The sequence below is a fragment of the Streptomyces sp. NBC_00057 genome (assembly GCF_045041165.1).
In the GTDB taxonomy this organism is placed as follows: Bacteria; Actinomycetota; Actinomycetes; order Streptomycetales; family Streptomycetaceae; genus Streptomyces.
Genome location: NZ_CP108256.1, coordinates 6,861,860 through 6,886,408, shown reverse-complemented (window position 1 = coordinate 6,886,408; position 24,549 = coordinate 6,861,860). Strand labels below are relative to the sequence as shown.

General features: G+C 69.2%; 21 protein-coding genes and 1 pseudogene. 7 read left to right on the top strand and 15 right to left on the bottom strand.

Annotation, left to right across the window (positions count from 1 at the left end; translation table 11 throughout):
• The first annotated feature begins 1 nt into the window (after position 1).
• Positions 2-1,006, top strand: a complete 1,005-nt coding sequence (locus OG953_RS32405) for a COX15/CtaA family protein (protein ID WP_405688781.1) — start codon at positions 2-4, stop codon at positions 1,004-1,006.
• 189 nt (positions 1,007-1,195) lie between these two features.
• On the opposite strand, the gene OG953_RS32400 is transcribed toward OG953_RS32405, so the two are convergent.
• Both OG953_RS32400 and OG953_RS32395 read right to left on the bottom strand, forming a co-directional pair.
• A complete protein-coding gene (locus OG953_RS32400; RefSeq protein ID WP_189277156.1) occupies positions 1,196-1,552 on the bottom strand; it encodes a hypothetical protein in 357 nt (118 codons plus the stop codon).
• Positions 1,553-1,650: 98 nt separating this feature from the next.
• Positions 1,651-2,604, bottom strand: coding sequence for a heme o synthase (locus tag OG953_RS32395; RefSeq protein ID WP_405688780.1), 954 nt, complete (start codon positions 2,602-2,604; stop codon positions 1,651-1,653).
• Positions 2,605-3,048: 444 nt separating this feature from the next.
• On the opposite strand from OG953_RS32395, the gene tkt reads away from it, so the two are divergent.
• The 5 genes from tkt to pgl are packed head-to-tail and all read left to right on the top strand — an operon-like array spanning position 3,049 to position 9,649.
• Positions 3,049-5,151: a transketolase gene (gene tkt, locus OG953_RS32390; protein ID WP_405688779.1), complete on the top strand. Its 2,103-nt coding sequence runs from the start codon at positions 3,049-3,051 to the stop codon at positions 5,149-5,151.
• 34 nt (positions 5,152-5,185) lie between these two features.
• Positions 5,186-6,304, top strand: a complete 1,119-nt coding sequence (tal, locus tag OG953_RS32385; RefSeq protein ID WP_189277150.1) for a transaldolase — start codon at positions 5,186-5,188, stop codon at positions 6,302-6,304.
• A 5-nt stretch (positions 6,305-6,309) separates the two neighbouring features.
• Entirely contained in the window at positions 6,310-7,842 is a 1,533-nt protein-coding gene (zwf, locus tag OG953_RS32380; protein WP_405688778.1) for a glucose-6-phosphate dehydrogenase, read from the top strand.
• The gene (gene opcA, locus OG953_RS32375) at positions 7,839-8,870 is read left to right on the top strand and encodes a glucose-6-phosphate dehydrogenase assembly protein OpcA (RefSeq protein WP_405688777.1); all 1,032 of its coding nucleotides are present in this window, start codon (positions 7,839-7,841) and stop codon (positions 8,868-8,870) included. The genes zwf and opcA overlap by 4 nt, the downstream gene beginning before the upstream one ends.
• The gene (gene pgl, locus OG953_RS32370; RefSeq protein WP_405688776.1) at positions 8,867-9,649 is read left to right on the top strand and encodes a 6-phosphogluconolactonase; all 783 of its coding nucleotides are present in this window, start codon (positions 8,867-8,869) and stop codon (positions 9,647-9,649) included. The genes opcA and pgl overlap by 4 nt, the downstream gene beginning before the upstream one ends.
• A 380-nt stretch (positions 9,650-10,029) precedes the next feature.
• Here the strand turns inward: pgl and OG953_RS32365 are convergent, their stop codons facing one another.
• From OG953_RS32365 to uvrC, 12 genes are all read right to left on the bottom strand, one after another.
• Positions 10,030-11,601: a PH domain-containing protein gene (locus tag OG953_RS32365; protein ID WP_405688775.1), complete on the bottom strand. Its 1,572-nt coding sequence runs from the start codon at positions 11,599-11,601 to the stop codon at positions 10,030-10,032.
• Complete coding sequence (locus OG953_RS32360; protein ID WP_405688774.1) at positions 11,598-12,101, bottom strand: PH domain-containing protein; 504 nt, start codon at positions 12,099-12,101, stop codon at positions 11,598-11,600. The genes OG953_RS32365 and OG953_RS32360 overlap by 4 nt, the downstream gene beginning before the upstream one ends.
• Positions 12,102-12,105: 4 nt before the next feature.
• On the bottom strand, positions 12,106-13,782 hold the full coding sequence (gene pgi, locus OG953_RS32355) for a glucose-6-phosphate isomerase (protein ID WP_405688773.1): 1,677 nt from the start codon (positions 13,780-13,782) through the stop codon (positions 12,106-12,108).
• A 155-nt stretch (positions 13,783-13,937) separates the two neighbouring features.
• Positions 13,938-14,273 carry an RNA polymerase-binding protein RbpA gene (locus OG953_RS32350; protein WP_072483070.1) on the bottom strand — a complete coding sequence of 112 codons (336 nt, stop codon included), beginning with the start codon at positions 14,271-14,273 and terminating at the stop codon, positions 13,938-13,940.
• Positions 14,274-14,382: 109 nt separating this feature from the next.
• A complete protein-coding gene (secG, locus tag OG953_RS32345; RefSeq protein ID WP_398259955.1) occupies positions 14,383-14,619 on the bottom strand; it encodes a preprotein translocase subunit SecG in 237 nt (78 codons plus the stop codon).
• Between the two features lie 114 nt (positions 14,620-14,733).
• A complete protein-coding gene (tpiA, locus tag OG953_RS32340) occupies positions 14,734-15,510 on the bottom strand; it encodes a triose-phosphate isomerase (RefSeq protein WP_405688772.1) in 777 nt (258 codons plus the stop codon).
• Positions 15,511-15,516: 6 nt separating this feature from the next.
• Entirely contained in the window at positions 15,517-16,728 is a 1,212-nt protein-coding gene (locus OG953_RS32335; protein WP_405688771.1) for a phosphoglycerate kinase, read from the bottom strand.
• A gap of 108 nt (positions 16,729-16,836) precedes the next feature.
• Positions 16,837-17,844 carry a type I glyceraldehyde-3-phosphate dehydrogenase gene (gene gap, locus OG953_RS32330; RefSeq protein ID WP_327275847.1) on the bottom strand — a complete coding sequence of 336 codons (1,008 nt, stop codon included), beginning with the start codon at positions 17,842-17,844 and terminating at the stop codon, positions 16,837-16,839.
• A 260-nt stretch (positions 17,845-18,104) separates the two neighbouring features.
• On the bottom strand, positions 18,105-19,094 hold the full coding sequence (gene whiA, locus OG953_RS32325; RefSeq protein ID WP_018104603.1) for a DNA-binding protein WhiA: 990 nt from the start codon (positions 19,092-19,094) through the stop codon (positions 18,105-18,107).
• Positions 19,085-20,119, bottom strand: coding sequence for a uridine diphosphate-N-acetylglucosamine-binding protein YvcK (gene yvcK, locus OG953_RS32320; protein WP_405688770.1), 1,035 nt, complete (start codon positions 20,117-20,119; stop codon positions 19,085-19,087). The genes whiA and yvcK overlap by 10 nt, the downstream gene beginning before the upstream one ends.
• Positions 20,116-21,081: an RNase adapter RapZ gene (gene rapZ / locus OG953_RS32315; protein WP_266362251.1), complete on the bottom strand. Its 966-nt coding sequence runs from the start codon at positions 21,079-21,081 to the stop codon at positions 20,116-20,118. Before rapZ ends, yvcK begins: the two co-directional genes overlap by 4 nt.
• The gene (gene uvrC, locus OG953_RS32310; RefSeq protein ID WP_405688769.1) at positions 21,078-23,189 is read right to left on the bottom strand and encodes an excinuclease ABC subunit UvrC; all 2,112 of its coding nucleotides are present in this window, start codon (positions 23,187-23,189) and stop codon (positions 21,078-21,080) included. Before uvrC ends, rapZ begins: the two co-directional genes overlap by 4 nt.
• 194 nt (positions 23,190-23,383) lie before the next feature.
• Between uvrC and OG953_RS32305 the strand changes: the two are divergent.
• Positions 23,384-23,964: pseudogene (locus OG953_RS32305) on the top strand (hypothetical protein); the annotation flags it as partial.
• A 19-nt stretch (positions 23,965-23,983) separates the two neighbouring features.
• Here the strand turns inward: OG953_RS32305 and OG953_RS32300 are convergent.
• Positions 23,984-24,412, bottom strand: a complete 429-nt coding sequence (locus tag OG953_RS32300) for a Rieske (2Fe-2S) protein (protein ID WP_405688768.1) — start codon at positions 24,410-24,412, stop codon at positions 23,984-23,986.
• Positions 24,413-24,549: the final 137 nt, after the last annotated feature.

The following is a 24,549-nucleotide window of genomic DNA, read 5'->3' as shown; positions in this document are numbered from 1 at the left end:
GATGGTGCGCGTGCCCAAGCTGACCCGAGCCGAAGTCGCTCAAGCCGTGCGGAACCCGCTCCTCTACATTGCCGAGCGATGGACTCCGACCCCCCACACGGTCCGCCGTGCGGCCATGTCGGCCGTCGTCATGGCCGTGCTCATCGTCGTGACCGGCGGCGCGGTACGGCTGACCGGCTCCGGCCTCGGCTGCCCCACCTGGCCCAAGTGCACCGACGAGAGCCTGACGGCAACGAGCGAGATGGGCATCCACGGCGTCATCGAGTTCACCAACCGCATGCTGACGTACGTCCTGTGCGCGGCGGTCGGGTGGGCGATCATCGCCGCCCGGTGCGCGAAGCCCTGGCGGCACAGTCTCACCCGGCTCGGCTGGGCGCAGTTCTGGGTGGTCATGGGCAACGCGGTGCTCGGCGGCATCGTGGTGCTGGTCGGCCTCAACCCGTACACCGTCGCGGCGCACTTCCTGCTCTCCACGGCACTGCTCACCATCGCGATGGTGACCTGGCAGCGGGTCCGCGAGGGCGACGCCGCGCCGCGGCCGCTGGTGGGCAAGGCGGTGTCCCAGCTGACCTGGCTGCTCGTGGTCGTGGCGGGGCTGCTGATCACGGTCGGCACGGTCGTCACGGGCGCCGGACGGCACGCGGGTGACTCCAGCGACGTCCACCGCATTCCGATCGACTGGAAGATGATCACGCAGCTGCACGCCGATCTGGCCTGGGCCGTGGTGGCGCTGACCGTCGCTCTCTGGTTCGTGCTGAAGGCAGTGGACGCGCCGGTCGGTCCGCTCCACCGAGCCCGTGATCTCTTCCTGGTGCTGCTCTCCCAGGGACTGATCGGGTATGTGCAATATTTCACCGACACGCCGGAAGTGCTGGTTGGCCTGCACATGCTCGGCTCGTGCCTCGTGTGGATCGCGGTCGTGCGGGTGCTGCTGTCGCTGCGTGAGCGCCCGGTGGCGGGCTCACCGACGACGACTCCGCGCAGCGAAACAGCGGTCATCGCCTGAAAGACGCCGCACACCGGGGAGCAACTGGCGCAAGGCGTCATCGGATACGTGCAGTACGGACCATCCCCAGTGCGCGGCGTGAATCTCAACGAGCCGAATCCTGCAGGGGTTACGTCAGTCACCAGATGTGACTGACCAAAGCCCCCTGCTCACCGGACTGATCTGGTGAGCAGGGGGCTTTCGTCGGCTTCAGGCCTTGTTGGAGGGGCCGCCGAGCTGAATGCCGGCCATCCGCGTCCACTCGTACGGGCCGGTGTGGACCTTCGCGGCGAACTCCCCGTCGAAGGACTCGTGCATCGTGATCCCGGCCTTCCGAGTGGCGCTCTCGGCAATCGCGTACGACGGGGCAACCAGATCGCCCCAGCCGCCGTCCTCGCCCACGAGAACGATGCGAGTGCCCATCTGCCCGATGTAGGCGAGCTGTCCCTCCGCACCGCCGTGTGCCTTGGAGAAAGCGCCGATCTGCTTGGCGAGCTTCGCCGCCCTGCGCTCCGCGCGGGCCGCCTGCTTGCCGCTCTCAACCTGGGTCTCTGCCGTCTCTGCCATGCTCAGGATGCTACCGATGGGTAGATCGACTGACGACGGGCGGGGCACGTGGCATGGGCCACGTACCCCGCCCGTCGGCAGGAATCGATGAAGTGGGACTACCTCAGGAAGGGGTCGACCGCCACGGCGACGAAGAGCAGCGAGACGTAGGTGATCGACCAGTGGAACAGCCGCATCTCCTTGAGCTTCCCTCCGGTCACCCCGGCCTTGGCCCGGTTGAGCAGACCGTGCGCCTCCCAGAGCCAGAATCCGCCGGTCAGCAGCGCCACCGCCGTGTAGAACCAGCCTGTGTAGCCGAGCGGGGTCAGCAGCAGCGAGACGGCGACCATCACCCAGCTGTAGATGACGATCTGGCGGGCCACCACCCGGTTGGAAGCGATGACCGGCAGCATCGGGACACCGACCCGGGCGTAGTCGTCCTTCACCTTCATGGACAGCGGCCAGTAGTGCGGCGGCGTCCAGAAGAACATCACGGCGAAGAGGATGACCGCTGCCCAGGACATCGAGTCGGTCACGGCGGACCAGCCGATGAGGACCGGCATGCAGCCCGCGATGCCGCCCCAGACGATGTTCTGCGAGGTGCGGCGCTTCAGAATCAGCGTGTAGCCGACGACGTAGAACAGCAGCGCACCGAGTGCGAGCGCGGCCGACAGCCAGTTGACGAGCAGTCCGAACCAGACCGTGGAGATCACCGCGAGGGCGAACCCGAAGGCCAGGCACTCGCGCGGGCTCACCATGCCGGTGACCAGCGGGCGCTGCGACGTACGGTCCATCAACGCGTCGATGTCGCGGTCGATGTACATGTTCAGTGCATTGGCACCGCCCGCGGAGAGATATCCCCCGATGGTGGTGGTGAGAACGAGCCACAGGTCGGGTACGCCCTGAGCAGCCAGGAACATCACCGGAACAGTGGTGATCAGCAACAGCTCGATGATCCGAGGCTTGGTCAACGCCACGAATGCCTTGACACGGGCCCCGAACGGGCGATGGCCCCCTGGGCTGGGAGTCAAGGCGACCCCTGCGGGTCGGGACTCGACGGCCGTCACGCACACCCCTGACAGAGAAATCCCAGCAAGCTCCGGGCGTGAAGGCCCAGTAAAGACTTGCGCGAACCAGACCACTGTAGACGTTGGGGACAGGCCGCCCTTCGCGGGGGTGGCGTCGTGTTGAAGTGGCGCAGAAGTAAGGGGACACGCTCATTGGAGAGGCATATAAGGGGACACGCTCACCGGGCGGCGCAAAGGTAGGAGGACACGCTCGCCAGAGGGCCCGGACGCGGCCGAACGCGCTCATCCGAGGGCCCAGAAGTAGGGGCACGCGCTCATAGGAGTAGCGCATAAGTGAGCCGTTGTGCTCATACGGGAGGCGAACTCCGCGGGCCGCCTGCACCCTGGAAAGCAGCCGGAAAATGCTCGTTCCGACGGGGGTAGGCTCGACAACGCCCGGTGCGGTCACAGTCACCGGTTTACAACAGTGGAGAGGAGCCCTGACTCAGGGTGAGCACCAAGCCGACCACCACAGACCTCCAGTGGACCGAATTGGACCAGCGGGCCGTGGACACTGTCCGCGTCCTTGCCGCCGACGCCGTACAGAAGGTCGGAAACGGCCACCCGGGCACGGCTATGAGCCTGGCTCCCGCCGCGTACACCCTCTTCCAGAAGGTGATGCGGCACGACCCCGCCGACGCGGAGTGGACCGGTCGCGACCGGTTCGTGCTCTCTGCGGGTCACAGCAGCCTGACCCTCTACATCCAGCTCTACCTGGCCGGCTACGGCCTGGAGCTCGATGACCTCAAGGCTTTCCGTACCTGGGGCTCGAAGACCCCCGGTCACCCGGAGTACGGCCACACCACCGGCGTCGAGACGACCACGGGCCCGCTGGGCCAGGGCGTCGCCAACGCGGTGGGCATGGCAATGGCCGCCCGCTACGAGCGCGGTCTGTTCGACCCGGAGGCGGCGCCCGGCACCTCCCCGTTCGACCACATGGTCTGGGTCGTCGCCGGCGACGGCTGCCTCCAGGAGGGCATCTCCGCGGAGGCGTCCTCGCTGGCCGGGCACCAGAAGCTCGGCAACCTGGTCCTGCTGTGGGACGACAACCACATCTCCATCGAGGGCGACACGGAGACCGCGGTCTCCGAGGACACCCTTGAGCGGTACGAGGCGTACGGCTGGCACGTCCAGCGCGTCGCCCAGCTGCCCAGCGGCGACCTGGACCCGGCAGGTCTGTACAAGGCACTGCAGGCCGCCAAGGCCGAGACCGAGCGCCCGTCGTTCATCGCGGCCCGCTCGATCATCGCCTGGCCCGCCCCGAACGCCCAGAACACCGAGGCCTCGCACGGATCTGCGCTCGGTGACGAAGAGGTCGCCGCGACGAAGAAGGTCCTCGGCTTCGACCCGGAGAAGTCCTTCGAGGTCTCCGACGAGGTCATCTCCCACACCCGTGAGGCGCTGGACCGCGGCCGCGAGGCCAAGGCCGAGTGGGAGAAGGCGTTCGCCGCCTGGCGCACCGCCAACCCGGAGCGCGCCGCCGAGTTCGACCGGATCTCCGCGGGCGAGCTGCCCGCGGACTGGGAGGACAAGCTTCCGGTCTTCGAGCCGGGCAAGAGCGTCGCCACCCGCGCCGCCTCCGGCAAGGTGCTCCAGCAGCTCGGCGAGGTCATCCCCGAGCTCTGGGGCGGCTCCGCCGACCTCGCGGGCTCGAACAACACCACGATCGACAAGACGTCGTCGTTCCTCCCGACGGGCAACCCGCTGCCCGGCGCGGACCCGTACGGCCGCACGATCCACTTCGGTATCCGCGAGCACGCCATGGCCGCGGCCATGAACGGCATCGCGCTGCACGGCAACACCCGCATCTACGGCGGCACCTTCCTGGTCTTCTCCGACTACATGCGCAACGCCGTGCGCCTGTCCGCGCTGATGCACCTGCCGGTGACGTACGTGTGGACGCACGACTCGATCGGTCTCGGCGAGGACGGCCCGACCCACCAGCCGGTGGAGCACCTGGCCTCGCTGCGCGCCATCCCGGGTCTGAACATCGTCCGCCCGGCCGACGCCAACGAGACCTCCGTCGCCTGGCGCGAGATCCTGCGCCGCTACACCAAGGTGTTCGGCAAGGGAGCCCCGCACGGTCTGGCGCTGACCCGCCAGGGCGTGCCGACCTACGAGGCGAACGAGGACGCGGCCAAGGGCGGCTACGTGCTCTTCGAGGCCGAAGGGCCCGAAGAGCAGAACACGCCGCCCCAGGTCCTCCTGATCGGTACGGGCTCCGAGGTGCACCTCGCCGTCGAGGCGCGCGAGGAGCTGCAGGCCGCCGGTATCCCGACCCGTGTGGTCTCGATGCCGTCCGTCGAGTGGTTCGAGGAGCAGGACCAGGCTTACAAGGACAGTGTTCTGCCGCCGTCCGTGAAGGCCCGGGTCGCGGTCGAGGCCGGTATCGGTCTGACCTGGCACCGGTACGTCGGAGACGTCGGCCGGATCGTCTCGCTGGAGCACTTCGGTGCCTCGGCCGACGCCAAGGTCCTCTTCCGCGAGTTCGGCTTCACGGGCGAGCACGTCGCCGCCGTCGCGCGGGAATCTCTCGCCGCCGCCGCACGCTGACGCCGTTATACGACTAGTAGGAGATGCAATTCTCATGACAGACGCACTCAAGCGCCTCTCCGACGAGGGCGTGGCGATCTGGCTCGATGACCTGTCGCGCAAGCGGATCACCTCGGGCAACCTTGCCGAGCTGATCGACCAGCAGCACATCGTGGGCGTCACCACCAACCCGTCGATCTTCCAGAAGGCGATCTCGCACGGCGACGGTTACGAGCAGCAGCTCACCGACCTCGCCACCCGCAAGGTCACCGTCGACGAGGCCATCCGCATGATCACGACGGCCGATGTACGGGACGCTGCGGACATCCTGCGTCCTGTCTTCGACGCCACGGACGGCCAGGACGGCCGGGTCTCCATCGAGGTCGACCCGCGCCTGGCCCACCACACCGATGCAACCGTCGCCGAGGCCAAGCAGCTGGCCTGGCTGGTGGACCGGCCCAACACGCTCATCAAGATCCCGGCGACGAAGGCCGGCCTCCCGGCGATCACCGAGGTCATCGGCAAGGGCATCAGTGTCAATGTCACGCTGATCTTCTCGCTGGAGCGCTACCGCGAGGTCATGGACGCCTACCTGGCGGGCCTGGAGAAGGCGAAGGCCGCGGGCCTGGACCTCTCCAAGATCTACTCGGTGGCTTCGTTCTTCGTGTCCCGCGTGGACTCCGAGATCGACAAGCGGCTCGACGCGGTCGGCACCCCGGAGGCCAAGGCGCTCAAGGGCAAGGCAGCTCTCGCCAACGCCCGGCTCGCCTACCAGGCGTTCGAGGAGGTCTTCTCGTCGGACCGCTGGGCGGCCCTGGACAAGGCGCAGGCCAACAAGCAGCGTCCGCTGTGGGCCTCGACCGGTGTCAAGGACCCCGCGTACAAGGACACCCTGTACGTCGACGACCTGGTCGCCCCCGGCACGGTGAACACCATGCCCGAGGCCACCCTGGACGCCACGGCGGACCACGGGCAGATCACGGGCAACACCATCGCCGGCACCTACGAGCAGGCCCGTGCCGAGCTCGACGCGGTCGCGAAGCTCGGGATCTCCTACGACGACGTCGTCCAGCTCCTTGAGGACGAGGGCGTCGAGAAGTTCGAGGCGTCCTGGATCGACCTGCTCAACTCGACCGAGGCGGAGCTCAAGCGCCTCGCCCCTTCGGAGGGCTGACCACCTTGTCTGGTGTTCCCGGAGCCAACCCGCTTCGTGACCCCCAGGACCGACGGCTCCCGCGCATCGCGGGACCGTCGGGCCTGGTGATCTTTGGCGTCACGGGCGATTTGTCCCGTAAAAAGCTGATGCCCGCCGTCTACGACCTGGCCAACCGCGGCCTGCTGCCGCCGGGCTTCTCCCTCATCGGTTTCGCGCGCCGCGAATGGCACGACGAGGACTTCACACAGGAGGTCCACGACGCCGTCAAGCAGCACGCCCGTACGCCGTTCCGCGAAGAGGTCTGGCAGCAGCTCATCCAGGGGATGCGCTTCGTCCAGGGCAACTTCGACGACGACGAGGCCTTCGAGACGCTGAAGGCCACGATCCAGGAGCTCGACAAGGCACAGGGCACGGGAGGCAACTTCGCCTTCTACCTGTCCGTGCCGCCGAAGTTCTTCCCCAAGGTCGTCCAGCAGCTCAAGAAGCACGGGCTGGCGGACCAGAAGGAGGGCTCCTGGCGGCGGGCCGTCATCGAGAAGCCCTTCGGCCACGACCTGGAGAGCGCGCAGGAGCTCAACCAGATCGTGCACGACGTCTTCCCGCCCAACGAGGTCTTCCGGATCGACCACTACCTGGGCAAGGAGACGGTCCAGAACATCCTGGCGCTGCGGTTCGCCAACACGATGTTCGAGCCGATCTGGAACAGGTCGTACGTCGACCACGTCCAGATCACGATGGCCGAGGACATCGGCATCGGCGGCCGGGCCGGCTACTACGACGGCATCGGCGCCGCCCGTGACGTCATCCAGAACCACCTGCTCCAGCTGCTGGCGCTGACCGCGATGGAGGAGCCCGGCTCCTTCCACCCGAAGGCCCTGGTCGCCGAGAAGCTCAAGGTGCTCACGGCGGTGGAGCTGCCGGAGGACCTCGGCAAGCACACCGTACGCGGTCAGTACGCGCACGCCTGGCAGGGCGGCGAGGAAGTCCTCGGCTACCTCGAAGAGGACGGCATCGACCCCAAGTCGAAGACCGACACCTACGCCGCGATCAAGCTGACGATCAACAACCGCCGCTGGGCGGGCGTGCCCTTCTACCTCCGTACCGGCAAGCGGCTCGGCCGCCGGGTCACGGAGATCGCGGTCGTGTTCAAGCGCGCCCCGTATCTCCCCTTCGAGTCCGGCGCCACCAAGGAGCTGGGCGGCAACGCCCTGGTCATCCGGGTCCAGCCGGACGAGGGCGTGACCGTGCGGTTCGGCTCCAAGGTGCCGGGCACCTCGATGGAGGTCCGGGACGTCACGATGGACTTCGCTTACGGCGAGTCCTTCACGGAGTCCAGCCCGGAGGCGTACGAGCGGCTCATCCTCGATGTGCTGCTCGGTGACGCCAACCTCTTCCCGCGGCACCAGGAGGTCGAACTCTCCTGGAACATCCTCGACCCGATCGAGGAGTACTGGGACAAGCACGGCAAGCCCGCGCAGTACCCGGCGGGCACCTGGGGCCCGGCCGAGGCGGACGAGATGCTTGCACGAGACGGACGGAGCTGGCGCCGGCCATGAAGATCGATCTCACGGAAACCACTTCCAGCAAGATCAACCAGGCGCTGGTGTCGGCCCGCCGTGCCATCGGCACCCCGGCCATCGGCATGGTGCTGACCCTGGTCATCGTCACCGACGAGGAGAACGCGTACGACGCCCTCAAGTCGGCCGGCGACGCCTCGCGCGAACACCCCTCGCGGATCATCGCGGTGATCAAGCGGGTCAGCCGCTCGCCGCGCAGCCGCCGGGACGCCCGGCTCGACGCCGAGGTACGGGTCGGCTCCGACGCGGGCACCGGGGAGACCGTCGTCCTGCGTCTCCACGGTGAGCTGGCCAACCACGCCCAGTCGGTGGTCCTGCCGCTGCTGCTGCCGGACGCCCCGGTCGTGGTCTGGTGGCCCGAGGGCGCCCCCGACGATCCGGCGAAGGACCCGCTGGGCGCGCTCGCCCAGCGCCGGATCACGGATGCGTACTCGGCGGAGAACCCGAGTGACGAACTCGCGGTGCGCGCCCGGTCGTACACCCCGGGCGACACCGATCTGTCCTGGACCCGCATCACGCCGTGGCGCTCCATGCTGGCGGCCGCACTCGACCAGCAGCAGGTCGAGGTCGTCTCGGCGACGGTCGAGGGCGAGTCGGAGAACCCGAGCTGCGAGCTGCTCGCCATGTGGCTCGCCGACCGGCTCAAGGTTCCGGTGGAGCGCACCCTGTCCGGCGGCCCCGGCCTGACGGCCGTGCGGATGCAGACCAAGAACGGCGTCATCGTCCTGGACCGGCCGGACGGTTCGCTGGCCACGCTCTCGATGCAGGGCCAGCCGGACCGTGCCGTGGCGCTCAAGCGGCGGGAAACCGCCGAACTCCTCGCCGAGGAGCTGCGGCGCCTGGACCCGGACAACACCTACGAGGCGACGGTGAAGTTCGGCGTGGAGAAGCTCGTCGAAGCGGCGGAGCCGAAGCCGGCCGAGCCCACCCCCACGGCCGCCCCTGCCGCCCCTGCCGCCCCTGCCGCCGCGAAGAAAGCCGCGGCCAAGAAAGCGGCGGCGAAGTGAGTGCCCCTCAGCTTGTCGTGCACCGCGACAAGGAGCTGATGGCGCAGGCCGCCGCTGCCCGGCTGATCACGAAGATCGTGGATGCCCAGGCCGCGCGCGGTCACGCCTCGGTGGTGCTCACCGGCGGGCGCAACGGCAACGGCCTGCTGGCCGCACTTGCCGACGCGCCCGCCAGGGACGCGATCGACTGGTCGCGGCTCGACCTGTGGTGGGGCGACGAGCGGTTCCTGCCGGAGGGCGATCCGGAGCGCAATGTCACGCAGGCCCGCGAGGCCCTGCTGGCCTCGGTGCCGCTGACCCCGTCCCGGGTGCACGCGATGCCCGCTTCGGACGGCCCCTGCGGCAACGACGCCGACACGGCAGCGGCCGCGTACGCCGGTGAACTGGCCGCGGCGGCCGGTCCGGAGGACCACGGTCCGGTACCGACGTTCGATGTGCTGATGCTGGGCGTCGGCCCGGACACGCATGTCGCGTCGCTCTTCCCGGAGCTGCCCGCGGTACGGGAGACCGAGCGCACCGTCGTCGGCGTGCACGGCGCTCCCAAGCCGCCGCCCACCCGCATCTCGCTCACGCTGCCCGCGATCCGGGCGGCGCGCGAGGTGTGGCTGCTCGCCGCGGGCGAGGACAAGGCGGAGGCCGCGGAGATCGCGCTCTCGGGCGCCGGGGAGATCCAGGCCCCGGCAGCCGGTGCGTACGGACGCAGCCGCACTCTGTGGCTGCTGGACGCGGCGGCGGCCTCGCGGCTACCGCGCGCGCTGTATCCGCCGGCCTCTCCCTGAACGGTCGTCAGTAACACAGTACGGAGGCCCGGTTCGCTCTCGGAGCGGCCGGGCCTCTGTCGTGAATGGGCCAAGCCCACAGTGGTTCGGGTTCCGTATCGGAACCGTGGTGGTGACTCCTCCCCCTCATAAACGAGGCGGCTTCCCACTTGGCTCTGGGGCCTCGTGACGGCCAAGCCCTGACCGCTGCCCGTGGGCAGATCCTGAGCGTATTACGCCGCTTCGCGCCTCCGCGGCCCATTGACCGCATTCCCGTCAGGCCTGGACGACGGGACTTCTCGCGAATCCGAGGAATCGATGTGCCGGACGCTCGGAGGCTATGGCCTTGGGAACGGCAACCCCCAGTCCGTGCGTCAGCGGGGAGGAGCCGCCGACCTGGGTCAGCCCGTTGGCCCGGTGCGCTCCAGGAAGGGCTCCAGCAGGCCGGGGACGGCCTCGGACGCGAAGTCGAGGCCCTCGGTCGCATCCGCGTCGTACGCCGTGTACGCGCCCGCTCCGGCGGCCGTCGTCGCGGTGAGGCTCAGCACCCCGTACCGCCGCTGGAAGTACGTCTGCCTGACCGTCCAGCCGATGACACCGGCCCGTTCCAGCGCGGCGGTCGAGCGCCGGACCGTGCCGGACCTGACCACCAGGTAGTCGCCGCTGATGGCGTGTCCCAGGCCGCGGTAAGCGTCCCGGGCGAGGAACACCCCGGCGGGCAGCCCCACGGCGGCGCAGGCGAACGCGATCCAGAGCAGTACGGGTGTCAGCAGCACACCCAGGAGGGCCAGAACGAGTACGGGGGCGGTGACGGCCCAGAACGCCCGGCGCAGCCGACGGCCGCGGGCCGCGAGGGGGTGCCCGGTCAGCGGGGCGCCGGTCGGGGACGTGGTCTCGCGCAGGACGTCGGCGGCGACCGTGTCGGCGACGGGCCGGGGCGCGGCAGGCAGCAGGGTGTTGTGGTCGCCGTGCTGCTCCTCGTCGTCCTTGGCCAGTCCGGTGGTGATCGCGTCGACCCGGGCTGCGCCGAACAGCCGGATGCCGAGCGGTTCGACGAGGTCGACGCCGCGCAGCCGCCGCTCCTCGATGGAGACGGACCGGGAGGTCAGCAGGCCGCGCCGGATGCGCAGCGTGCCGCCAGGTTCGCGCTCCAGCCGGTAGCTCCACCACATCTCGACCCACAGGCCGAGCGCGCCGACGACACCGGCGACCACCGCGGCGACGGCGAGGATCACGATCATGGCGAGCAGTGAGGTGTCCTGGAACCGGTCACCGATCCAGTCGATCACCTGCCCCTGGGCCCCGAACCAGTCGCTGACCTGCATCACCGCACCGGCCGCCGCACCGCCGAGCGCGGGGGCGACGAAGGAAGCCGGTGCGTAGCGGATCCAGCGCGGGTCGAGGGCGGCGAGCTCGCCCTCGCGATGGGTGCCCGGGGTGCCGGTGACTGCACGTTCCAGCAGCTCGCGGCGGAGCCGTTCGCCCTCGGACCTGGTGACCGGGTCGAGTTCCAGGGTGGATTCGTTGCCGGAGTGCTCGCCGGTGCCGATGCGGACGGCGACCAGGCCGAGGACCCGTTGCAGCAGATGGGCGGTGAGGTCGACGCTGCGGATGCGTGTCCGGGCCAGTGAGCGCTTCTTGACCAGCAGCAGCCCGGTGTGGAGCTCGACCCGTTCGGCGCCGATGCGGTAACGGGTGCGGCGCCACCGTACGTAGTCGCCGGCCGCGGCGCAGCCGATCAACACGATCGCACCCGCCAGCACCCAGGCGACCGCGTGCCCGAACCCGAACCGTCCGGAGAGGCCGAGCGTGGCGGGCACGGCCGCACCGGCCGCCACCCCGGCCATGACGAGTGCGCCGACGAGGACCGTACGCCGGTCCAGCCGCCGCCAGTCGGCAGCGGTGGCCGCCTCGGGGCCGGTGACGCCGCCCTCACCCTCGGCGCCCGGGGCAACGGCCGCCTCGGAGCTCATGTGGCGTCCCCGGGGGTGTCCTGCGTGATCCGGGTGAGCCGCTCAGCCAGCTCGGCCGCCAGTTCGTGGCCCAGTCCCTCGATCCGCACCGCACCCTTGGACGATGCCGTGGTCACGGTGACCGTGGCAAGCCGGTAGAGCTGTTCGAGCGGGCCGCGCACGGTGTCCACGGTCTGGATCCGGGACATCGGGGCGATCCGCCACTCCTGCCTCAGGACGCCGGTTCTGACGTACACCGCTTCGTCGGTGACCTCCCAGCGATGGGTGCGGAACCACCAGAGGGGGAAGAGGACGGCGCAGCCGATGCCGAGGACCGCGAGGATCGCTGCGGACAGCAGCAGCCAGAACCGGGCGGGCTCGATGAACGCGCCCAGCACGGCCGTCACGGCGACCGGCACCACGGTCAGCAGCAGCCACCGGGCCCGCCACCAGCCGACGGCCCTCGGGTCCAGTGTGTTGTTCGGCGGCCTCAGCCGCACCGTCCGCTCCCCCGTGGTCATCGGCTCAGCGCCCCCTGCGGGCGCGGTACGCCTGGACGAGCGCGGCGGTCGAGCTGTCCAGCTGCTCGCCCCCCTCCGCCGCGGCAGCGGCCGATGTCGACGTCTCGGTCAGCACCGGCTCGATCTTCTTGGCGAGGACCTTGCCGAGTTCGACGCCCCACTGGTCGAAGGAGTCGATGTTCCAGATGGCTCCCTGGACGAAGACCTTGTGCTCGTACAGCGCGATCAGCTGGCCGAGGACGGACGGCGTCAGCCTGTCGGCCAGGATCGTCGTCGTCGGGTGGTTGCCCCGGAAGGTCTTGTGCGGCACCAGCTCCTCGGCGACGCCTTCGGCGCGGACCTCGTCCGGCGTCTTGCCGAAGGCCAGCGCCTGGGTCTGGGCGAAGAAGTTGGCCATCAGCAGATCGTGCTGGGCGACCAGACCGGGCAGCAGGTCGGCGACCGGCTCGGCGAAGCCGATGAAGTCGGCCGGGATGACCTTGGTGCCCTGGTGGATCAGCTGGTAATAGGCGTGCTGCCCATTGGTGCCGGGGGTGCCCCAGACGACCGGTCCGGTCTGCCAGTCGACCGGATTGCCGTCCCGGTCCACGGACTTGCCGTTGGACTCCATGTCCAGCTGCTGCAAGTACGCGGTGAACTTGGACAGATAGTGGCTGTAGGGCAGTACGGCATGCGACTGCGCGTCGAAGAACGCGCCGTACCAGACGCCCAACAGGCCCAGCAGCAGCGGGGCGTTGTCCTCGGCGGGGGCGGTGCGGAAGTGCTCGTCGACGAGGTGGAAGCCGTCGAGCATCTCGCGGAACCGGGCCGGGCCGATGGCGATCATCAGCGAGAGTCCGATGGCGGAGTCGTACGAGTAGCGGCCGCCGACCCAGTCCCAGAACTCGAACATGTTGGCGGTGTCGATGCCGAAGTCCGCGACCTTCTCGGCGTTCGTGGACAGCGCCACGAAGTGCTTGGCGACGGCGTCCTGATCGGCCTTCAGACCGGTCAGCAGCCAGTCGCGGGCCGAGGTGGCGTTGGTGATGGTCTCGATCGTGGTGAAGGTCTTCGACGCGATGATGAAGAGCGTCTCGGCCGGGTCGAGATCGCGCACGGCCTCGTGGAGGTCGGCGCCGTCGACGTTCGACACGAAGCGGACGGTGAGCGAGCGGTCCGTGAAGGAGCGCAGCACCTCGTACGCCATGGCGGGGCCGAGGTCGGAGCCGCCGATGCCGATGTTGACGATGTTCTTGATGCGCTTGCCGGTGTGACCGGTCCACTCCCCCGCCCTGATGCGGTCGGAGAAGGCCGCCATCCTGTCGAGTACGGTGTGCACGGCGGGCACCACGTTCTCGCCGTCGACCTCGATCACCACATCTCTCGGGGCACGCAGCGCGGTGTGCAGGACGGCGCGGTCCTCGGTGGTGTTGATCTTCTCGCCGCGGAACATCGCGTCCCGCAGCTCTGCCACGCCGGTGGACACGGCGAGCTCGCGCAGCAGCCGGAGCGTCTCGTCGGTGACCAGGTGCTTGGAGTAGTCGACATACAGATCACCGACCCGGAGGGTGTATCCGGTGCCGCGCTCCGGGTCGTCCGCGAAGAGCTGCCGCAGGTGTGTCGCCCCGAGCTGCTCACGGTGCTTGCCCAGAGCGGTCCACTCGGGCGTCTGGTTGAGCCTGGTTCGGCTTGGTGTATTCATCCCGGATATCAGCCCACTTCTTCTCGTGCCTGCAGATGCCCCGCTGCCCTTCCAACTTAATTGATCAGAGGGGTTGACGAGGCGAGGGAGAGCTGCGGCACGGCAAAAGCAGTCCGGCCGGACACCCCGTGAGGTGTCCGGCCGGAGAACAACAACTAGATCTCACCCCGGAGTTTTGCCAGGGCCTCGGCGAGGATGGCCTCGCCGTCCGCATCGCTGCGCCGCTCACGTACGTACGCGAGGTGCGTCTTGTACGGTTCGGTGCGCGGCGGGTCCGGCGGACTGTCCCGGTCCTGGCCGGCCGGGAAACCACAGCGCGGGCAGTCCCAAGTCTCCGGTACCTGCGCGTCACTGGCGAAGCTCGGCTGCGTCTCGTGCCCGTTCGAGCACCAGAAGGAGATGCGGAGGCGCGGCGCGGACTCGCCCCGCTCGGCCTCCCCCATCGGCCCCGCTCCGACCCGGCTTCCCCGGATCGCGTTGCCACTTGCCACGGTCGTAACTCCCTGCGTGATGGTGCTCGAAGATGCCCCAGTCTACGTAAGGCCCAACGCGCGTCCAGTGAAAGGAGTTACACCCTCACCGGGAATCGCGTACGACGGGTCAGTTGTCCAGCTTGATCAGCAGACCAAGCGCAACAATGCACGCGAACCAGGCCAGACCGATGAACACGGTGATCCGGTCGAGGTTCCGCTCGGCGACCGAGGAGCCGCCCACGGACGACTGCATACCGCCACCGAACATGTCGGAGAGGCCGCCGCCCTTGCCCTTGTGCATCAGCACCAGCAGCATCAGCAGCAGGCTGAAGACGATCAGGGCGATCTCGAACGCCAAAATCACGGCTGGTCCCTACTTTCCGGAATTCTCTGGACTGTATGTGCGAACAGCGGGGGCCGGGAGGCTACACCCTCCTCGGCCCCCGCAAGGGTACGACGGATCCGCGCTACCGCATACTCACTGGTCGCGGAAGCGGACGATCTTGACGAACTCGTCGGCGTCCAGTGCGGCCCCACCGATCAGCGCGCCGTCCACATCGGGCTTCGACATGATCTCGGCGACGTTCCCGGACTTCACCGAGCCTCCGTACTGGATACGGACCGTGTCGGCCAGTTCCTGCGAGTACAGCTCGGCGAGGCGGCTGCGGATCGCCCCGCAGACCTCCTGGGCGTCGTCGGAGCCGCAGACCTTGCCGGTCCCGATGGCCCAGACCGGCTCGTACGCGATCACGATCGACTCGGCCAGCTCGGCGGGGATGTCCTTGAGACCACCGTCGACCTGCGCAAGCGTGTGCGCGACGTGGTTGCCCGCCTCACGGACCTCCAGCTCCTCGCCGACGCAGAGGATCGGGGTCAGGCCGTGCTTGAAAGCGGCCTTCACCTTGGTGTTGCAGATCTCGTCGGTCTCGCCATGGTACTGGCGGCGCTCGCTGTGGCCGACGGTGACGTAGGTGCACTTCAGCTTGGCGAGCATCGGGCCGGAGATCTCACCGGTGTACGCGCCGGAGTCGTGCGCCGAGATGTCCTGGGCGCCGTACTTGATCTTCAGCTTGTCGCCGTCCACCAGGGTCTGCACGGAGCGCAGGTCGGTGAAGGGCGGCAGGACGGCGACCTCTACGGCGTCGTAGTCCTTGTCGGCCAGGGCGAAGGCGAGCTTCTGGACGTGTGCGATGGCCTCGAGGTGGTTGAGGTTCATCTTCCAGTTGCCCGCCATCAGCGGGGTACGGGTGCTCATGAAAAGTCAGTCCTCCAGTGCGGCGAGGCCGGGAAGCGTCTTGCCCTCGAGGTATTCGAGGCTGGCGCCGCCACCGGTCGAGATGTGTCCGAATGCATTCTCGTCGAAGCCCAGGATGCGGACGGCCGCGGCGGAGTCGCCACCGCCGACGACACTGAAGCCCTCGGAGTCGACGAGGGCCTGGGCTACGGCCCGGGTGCCCTCGGCGTAATCAGGGTGCTCGAAGACGCCCATCGGGCCGTTCCAGAAGACGGTGACGGCGTCGGCGAGCTTCGAGGCGTACAGCTTGTTGGTCTCGGGGCCGTTGTCCAGGCCCATGAAACCGGCCGGGATGGCGTCCGCGGGCACGGTGCGGTGCTCGGTCGGAGCCTTGGCCTTGAGGTCCGGGAACTGCTCGGAGACCACGACGTCGACGGGGAGCACGAACTCCACGCCCTTGTCCTCGGCGCGCTTGAGGTACTCCAGCACCGCCGGGATCTGGTCCTCCTGAAGGAGGGAGCTGCCGACCTCGTGGCCCTGGGCCTTGAGGAAGGTGTACGCCATGCCGCCGCCGATGAGGATGCGGTCGGCGCGCTCCAGCAGGTGGTCGATGACGCCGAGCTTGTCGGAGACCTTGGAGCCGCCGAGCACGACGGCGTACGGGCGCTCGACGTTCTCGGTGAGCTTCTTCAGGACGCCGACCTCGGTGGCGATCAGGTCGCCGGCGGCGTGCGGCAGCCGGGCCGGGAGGTCGAAGACCGAGGCGTGCTTGCGGTGGACGGCCCCGAAGCCGTCGCCCACGTACACATCGGCGAGCTCGGCGAGCTGGTCGGCGAACGCGCCGCGCTCGGCGTCGTCCTTCGACGTCTCACCGGGGTTGAAGCGGAGGTTCTCGATGACGGCGACCCGGCCGTCGGCGAGCGCGGCGACCGTGGCGCGGGCGGACTCGCCGACCGTGTCGGTCGCGAAGGCCACGTCGGCGCCGATCAGCTCACCGAGACGGGCCGCGGCGGGCGCCAGGGAGAAGGCGGGGTCCGGGGCGCCCTTGGGGCGGCCCAGGTGCGAGGCGACGATGACCCGCGCACCGGTCGCGGCGAGCTTCTCCACGGTCGGCTGGACGGCGCGGATGCGGCCGTCGTCGGTGATGGTGGTGCCGCTCAGCGGCACGTTGAGGTCGGCGCGGACGAATACGCGCTTGCCGGTGACCCCTTCGGCGAGAAGTTCGTCGATGGTCTTCATCTTGCTGGACTCCTTGGAGGACGAGGAAGCATGCAACGGGGCTCGAACGGCGCTGCGTTGCGCCGTTCGAGCCCCGTGCTCACATCGAGGTGCCTGCCGATTCGACGGTCAGAGCTGGCTGCCGACGAACACGGTCAGGTCGACGAGGCGGTTGGAGTAGCCCCACTCGTTGTCATACCAGCCGATGACCTTGACCTGCGTGCCCTCTGCCATGGTCAGCAGGGAGTCGAAGGTGCAGGAGGCCGGGTCCGAGACGATGTCCGAGGACACGATCGGGTCCTGGGTGTAGGCCAGCTTGCCCTTGAGCGGGCCTTCCTCGGCGGCCTTCTGGAACGCGGCGTTGACCTCGTCGCGGGTGACCTCGCGCTCCAGCGTGATGACCAGGTCGGTGACCGAACCGGTCGGGACCGGGACGCGCATCGCCATGCCGTCGAGCTTGCCCTTGAGCTGCGGGAGCACCAGAGCGGTGGCCTTGGCGGCACCGGTCGTGGTCGGGATGATGTTCTCCGCCGCGGCGCGGGCGCGACGCAGGTCGGAGTGCGGGAAGTCCAGGATGCGCTGGTCGTTCGTGTACGCGTGGACCGTCGTCATGAGGCCCTTGACGATGCCGAAGTTCTCGTCCAGAACCTTGGCCATCGGCGCGACACAGTTGGTGGTGCAGGAGGCGTTGGAGATGACGTGGTGGTTGGCCGCGTCGTACTTCTCCTCGTTGACACCCATCACGATGGTGATGTCCTCGTTCTTGGCCGGGGCCGAGATGAGGACCTTCTTGGCGCCACCCGCGATGTGCTTCTCGGCGTCGGCCTTCTTGGTGAAGATGCCGGTCGACTCGATGACGATGTCGACGCCCAGCTCACCCCAGGGGATGTCGGCCGGGTTGCGCTCGGAGAGCACCTTGATGGTGTGACCATCGACGGTGATGCTGTCGGCGGTGTGGCTGACCTCGGCCTTGAGACGGCCCAGGATCGTGTCGTACTTCAGAAGGTGTGCCGTGGTCGCGGTGTCACCCAGGTCGTTGACAGCCACGATCTCGATGTCCGCACCCTGCTCCAGCAGCGCGCGGAAGTAGTTACGACCGATGCGGCCAAAGCCGTTGATGCCTACGCGGATCGTCACGAACCGATCTCCTCGTTAGGTACGCGGGATTTACACCCCGGCGAGTTGTATGAGATGTCCCCGACCGCCTCCGACCCTACCTCTCCGACGGCCCCGGGGTGACATCGAGCGGGGCCGTAAGAACCGCCGAGGCCCGTACTCCTCGATAGGAGTACGGGCCTCCGGATACTCGGCCGTACTTGTAGCGATGATTACGGAGCGTCAACACTTCTGGGAATGCCGCGCGTTCTGTATTTGGCCGACTTCATGACCGTCGCGGGTCAGCCCACCAGGCCGTCGGCCAGCTCCTCGCTGAGGGTGGATTCCGTGCCCGGGATACCCAGATCCTGGGCCCGCTTGTCGGCCATCGCCAGCAGTCGTCGGATCCGGCCGGCGACCGCGTCCTTGGTCAGCGGCGGGTCGGCGAGCGCGCCCAGCTCCTCCAAGGAGGCCTGCTTGTGCTCCATGCGCAGCCGTCCGGCCGCGGCGAGGTGTTCGGGCACCTCCTCGCCCAGGATCTCCAGCGCGCGCCCGACCCGGGCGCCCGCGGCGACCGCGGCCCGCGCGGAACGGCGCAGGTTGGCGTCGTCGAAGTTGGCGAGCCGGTTGGCGGTGGCGCGGACCTCGCGGCGCATCCGCCGTTCCTCCCAGGCCAGCACCGACTCATGGGCGCCGAGCCGGGTGAGCAGGGCACCGATCGCGTCGCCGTCACGGACGACGACCCGGTCCACCCCGCGCACCTCGCGGGCCTTCGCCGCGATGGAGAGCCTGCGGGCCGCGCCGACCAGCGCGAGCGCCGCCTCCGGGCCCGGGCAGGTCACCTCCAGCGAGGAAGAGCGGCCCGGCTCGGTGAGCGAGCCATGTGCCAGGAAGGCCCCGCGCCAGGCGGCCTCGGCATCGCAGGTGGCCCCCGAGACCACCTGCGGGGGCAGGCCGCGGATGGGACGGCCGCGGCCGTCCACCAGGCCGGTCTGGCGGGCCAGCTGATCGCCGCCCGCAACCACCCGTACGACATAGCGGGAGCCGCGCCGCAGCCCGCCGGGAGCCATCACGATCAGTTCCGAGCTGTGCCCGAAGATCTCGAGAATGTCCCGCTTCAGCCGGCGCGCCGCCATCGCGGTGTCCAGCTCCGCCTCGATCACAATCCGGCCGCTCACCAGGTGCAGCCCACCCGCGAACCGAAGAATCGCCGAGACTTCTGCCTTCCTGCAGCAGGTCCGGGTCACGGGAAGCCGAGAGACTTCGTCCTTCACCGCCGGCGTCATCGCCATGGGCCGATCCTTCCATGCATCCGAAAAATACGGTCGTACGCGGCGGCCAACAGCTCCGGATCATGGATCGGAACACCGTCGGGTGAGGCCACCGGCGCCAGCTCGACCGCGGCGCCGAGCCGCTTGGCGGCGTCGGCGAGGGAATCGCGATCGGGCACGGCGGCTTCGTCGGCCAGCACCACGTCCATGGCGAGTTTAGGGGCGTGTCGTCCCAAAACCTCCAAATGACGCTGCGGAGAGAAGCCATCAGTTTCGCCGGGTTGCGGTGCGAGGTTGAGCGAGAGGACCTTGCGGGCCTTGGTCTCGATGAGCGCGTCGAGCAGTTCCGGGACGAGCAGATGCGGGATCACGGAGGAGAACCAGGACCCCGGGCCGAGCACCACCCAGTCCGCGTCGAGGACCGCCGCGACGGCCTCGGGAACGGCCGGCGGGTCGTTCGGGACGAGGTGCACGGACTGCACCTCGCCCGGGGTGAGCGCCACAGTGGCCTGACCGCGCACCGTGTCCACGTCGTCCGGTCGGGCCGGGTCGTGTCCCCGTACGAGCGCCTGGAGCTCCAGCGGCACGGCGGACATGGGCAGCACCCGGCCGTGCGCACCGAGGAGCTTGCCGACCAGGTCCAGGGCCTGGACATGGTCGCCGAGCTGCTCCCACAGGGCGACGATCAGCAGATTGCCGACCGCGTGCTCGTGCAGATCGCCCTTGGACTGGAAGCGGTGCTGGATGACCTGGGCCCAGGTCTGGCCCCATTCGTCGTCACCGCACAGTGCGGCGAGCGCCTTGCGCAGGTCGCCGGGCGGCAGGACCCCGAGCTCCTCGCGGAGCCGGCCGCTGGAGCCGCCGTCGTCGGCGACGGTGACCACGGCCGTGAGATCGCCGGTGATCCGGCGGAGCGCCGCGAGCGATGCGGACAGACCCATGCCGCCGCCGAGGGCGACGACCTTGGGCTGCGCGCCGCGCTTGCGGCCGGAGATCGCAGAGGTGGCTCTGCGCAGCCGCCGCAGGCGCAGACTACGGCTGGTCACTCGCGCCCCATGTCCCGGTGGACGAGGACGGTCTCGATGCCTTCGGTCGCGAGCCTGGCCGCGAGCTTCTCGGACATGGCGACCGAGCGGTGCTTGCCGCCCGTGCAGCCGACGGCGATCGTCACATAGCGCTTGCCCTCGCGGCGGTACCCGGCGGCGATGAGCTGGAGCAGCTCCGTGTACTGGTTGAGGAATTCCTTGGCGCCGGGTTGGTCGAAGACGTAGGCGGAGACCTCTTCGTTGAGCCCGGTGAACGGGCGCAGCTCGGGGACCCAGTGCGGGTTGGGCAGGAAGCGGCAGTCGACCACCAGGTCGGCGTCGACCGGCAGGCCGTACTTGAAGCCGAACGACATCACCGTGGCGCGCAGCTCCGGCTCCTCGTCGCCGGCGAACTGGGCGTCCATCTTGGCGCGCAGTTCGTGCACATTGAGGCTGGAGGTGTCGATCACCAGGTCGGCATCGCCGCGCAGCTCACGCAGCAGATCGCGCTCGGCGGCGATGCCGTCGACGATCCGGCCGTCGCCCTGGAGGGGGTGCGGGCGGCGGACCGACTCGAAGCGCCGGACCAGCGCGTCGTCGGAGGACTCCAGGAAGACGATGCGCCGGGTGACGTGCTTCGCCTCCAGGTCCGCGAGGGACTCGCGGAGGTTGTCGAAGAAGCGGCGGCCCCGCACGTCGACGACGACGGCGATCCGGGCCACGTTGCCCTGCGAGCGGGCGCCGAGCTCGACCATGGTGGGAATCAGGGCGGGCGGCAGGTTGTCGACGACGAACCAGCCGAGGTCCTCCAGACACTTGGCCGCGGTACTGCGCCCGGCGCCCGACATCCCCGAGATGATCACCAGCTCGGGGATGGCCGCATTCCCGTCACCCGTCTCGATCGTGGTGCCCGTACTCACGTGTCCTGCTCCGTCTGCTCGGTCGGTGCTGTTGTGCTCGACTTCGTGTTCGTGCTCAGTCATGTCGTGCTGCCCCCGTCGTCATCTTCAATGATCTCTCCTGTCGCCGTGTTCACGGCGGGCGTGGCCGGGGCAGCCGAGGCCAGGGCGACAGCCACCGATTCCGCAGTCCTGCGGCCTATCCCCGGAACCTCGCAGATCTCGTCGATTGTCGCCCGCTTCAGCTTCTTCACGGAGCCGAAATGCTTGATCAGCGCCTGTTTCCGGGTCTCGCCGAGGCCGACGACGGCATCCAGGGGGCTGGAACGGATGCGCTTGGCCCGCTTGGCTCGCTGATACGTGATCGCGAAGCGATGGGCCTCGTCACGGACACGCTGGAGGAGGTAGAGGCCCTCGCTGGAGCGGGGCAGGACGACGGGGTCGTCGTCCTCGGGCAGCCAGACCTCTTCGAGGCGCTTGGCGAGGCCGCAGACGGCGATGTCGTCGATCCCGAGCTCGTCGAGGGCGCGCTTGGCGGCGGCGACCTGCGGCTGGCCGCCGTCGACCACGACGAGCTGCGGCGGATAGGCGAACCGTTTGGGACGGCCGTCGTCCTCACGGGGCTCGGGGTCCGGATCGGGGGTGGTGTCCGGGACGGAGGCGGTGCCTGCGCCGGGGATGGTGTCCACGCCGTCGGCCTGGGCGGCCGGGCCGGCCGGGACTGCCGGAGCGGTTTGCGGGGCCGGGACGGGGCCGGTCGGCGCGGGGGTCTCCTCCCACTCCCCCGTCCGCTCCTTCTCCTGGAGATACCGCTTGAAGCGGCGGCCGATCACCTCGTGCATCGACCGGACGTCGTCCTGGCCCTCGAAGCCCTTGATCTGGAAGCGGCGGTACTCGCTCTTGCGTGCAAGACCGTCCTCGAAGACGACCATGGAGGCGACCACGTCGTCGCCCTGGAGATGCGAGATGTCGAAACACTCGATGCGCAGCGGAGCCGTGTCGAGGTCGAGCGCCTCGGTGATCTCCTCCAGGGCGCGGGAGCGGGTCGTCAGGTCGGATGCGCGCTTGGTCTTGTGCAGCCCCAGGGCCTGCTGGGCGTTGCGCTGAACCGTCGCCATCAGGTCCTTCTTGTCGCCGCGCTGCGGGATCCGCAGGCTGACGTGGGAGCCCCTGCGGCCGGCGAGCCACTGGGAGACCGCGTCGGGGTCCTCGGGGAGGGCCGGGACGAGGACCTCCTTGGGAACGGAGTCGCCCGTCTCCTCGCCGTACAGCTGCTGCAGGGCGTGCTCGACCAGGCCCGAGGTGTCGACGTTCTCGACCTTGTCGGTGACCCAGCCGCGCTGACCGCGCACCCGGCCGCCGCGCACATGGAAGATCTGGACGGCGGCTTCGAGCTCGTCCTCGGCGACCGCGATCAGGTCGGCGTCGGTGGCGTCGGCAAGGACTACGGCGCTCTTCTCCATGGCCCGCTTGAGGGCCTCCACATCGTCGCGGAGCCGAGCCGCCCGCTCGTACTCCATCTCTTCGGCCGCCGCCATCATGTCCTTCTCCAGGCGGCGGATGTACGTGCCGGTGCGACCGGCCATGAAGTCGCAGAAGTCGCCCGCCAGTTCGCGGTGTTCCTCGGGGGTGACCCGGCCGACGCAGGGGGCCGAACACTTGCCGATGTAGCCGAGGAGGCACGGGCGGCCGGTCCTGGCAGCGTTCTTGAAGACTCCGGCGGAACACGTACGCACCGGAAAGACCCGGAGCATCAGGTCGACCGTCTCGCGGATCGCCCAGGCATGCCCGTACGGACCGAAGTAGCGCACGCCCTTCTTCTTGGCTCCGCGCATGACCTGGACGCGCGGGAATTCCTCGTTGAGCGTGACCGCGAGATACGGATAACTCTTGTCGTCGCGGTACTTGACGTTGAACCGGGGGTCGAACTCCTTGATCCAGGAGTACTCCAGCTGGAGCGCCTCGACCTCCGTGGAGACGACGGTCCACTCCACCGAGGCGGCCGTAGTGACCATCGTGCGCGTACGCGGGTGGAGCGCGGCCAGGTCCTGGAAGTAATTGGCCAGGCGCTGGCGCAGGTTCTTGGCCTTTCCGACGTAGATCACCCGGCGGTGTTCGTCGCGGAATTTGTAGACCCCCGGGGAGTCGGGGATCTGTCCCGGCTTGGGGCGGTAGCTGGAGGGGTCTGCCATGTGTCCCACCCTACTTGCGGGCAGTGACAGTGCGGCCTGCTCGGCAGTGGTGCCGTGCTCCGGGGCGCAGGTCGAGGGAGCGCGCCCCGGAGCACGGGGTCAGCGGGTGCCGTTGCCGGTCACGGGGTTTGCCGGTGGCGGCGGTTGCGCAGTGCCGTGATGCCACCGAGGGCGAGCACGGCGAGGGCACCCGCTCCGACGCGGTGGAGCGGGTGCTCGCCACGATGGGGTCACCGATGGACGGCGGGCTGCACACCGTGGGGCATCACGAGCGGATACGGATCGGGCCCGGCCGGGAACTGCGGCAATGGAAGTCGCAGCACGTGGTGCGCGCGCACCGGGACGACATCGACCGCTATCTCGCCGTATACCGGGGCGATCCGGCGCGGGTGGAGGTGGCCGTCCGGGAGAACTGCCGGACGGGGCGGGTCCGCTGGGACCGGGAGAAGGGAGTGCTCGTCGCGGAGCTGCTCTTCGAAACCGGCTGAGGGCGGGTGACTCATACCTCTTCGGCTACGGCTTCGACGACGCCACGGGAGGGCCGTGCGGCAAGTACGTGCGCGGCTTCAGCTTCTGCGGCGGACAGTACGTGTTGCAGGTGGACTTCGACGAGGCCGCGCTGCCGGTACGGTGCCGGAGCTTCGCCCAGGTCTCGGCGGGGGCGCCGCGCGGCGCCCGTGCGGTTCTCACGCTCACCGGCCGGCACCGGACCGTTCACCTGGTGGAGCAGGGGGTACGGCCCGGCCTGGTCGGCATCGACTGGGACTGGGAGTGAGTCCGTCCTTGGCAGGGCGTCAGGCGTCGGGGCCCGCGACGAGCTTTCCGCCCTCGATCCGGACCGGGACCGAGGGCAGCGGCGCGGTCGCCGGGCCGCGCATCGCCTTACCGGTCGTCGTATCGAAGTGGCTGCCGTGGCAGGGACAGTTCCCCACGTTGTCCTCGACCTTGTCCAGCAGGCAGCCCGCGTGGGTGCACTGGGCGCTGAACGCCTTGTACTGGCCCTTGGCCGGGCACGTGACGATGACCCGCTGGTCGCGGTAGAGCTTGGATCCGCCGACGGGAACCTCTTCCGCCGCGCCCAGCTGGACGGGGGCGGTCGGCGTCGGTGTCTCGGCATGACCGAGCTTCGATTCGGTCGAACAGGCGGTCACTCCCAGCCCGGCGGCGCCGGCGAGAGCGGCACCCTTCAGCACGGTACGGCGGGCGGCGGGCTGGCCGGGCATGCGGTCTCCACTGGTCAGAGGTGCAGGGTGCAGAGGGGTTACCGGGGGCAGCTGAGGCGCCGGAAGCACCAGGGGTTACCCGGGGGCGTCAGAGCCATCGGTGACAGAACCGACGATACCGGCGGAGATCGGGGGGT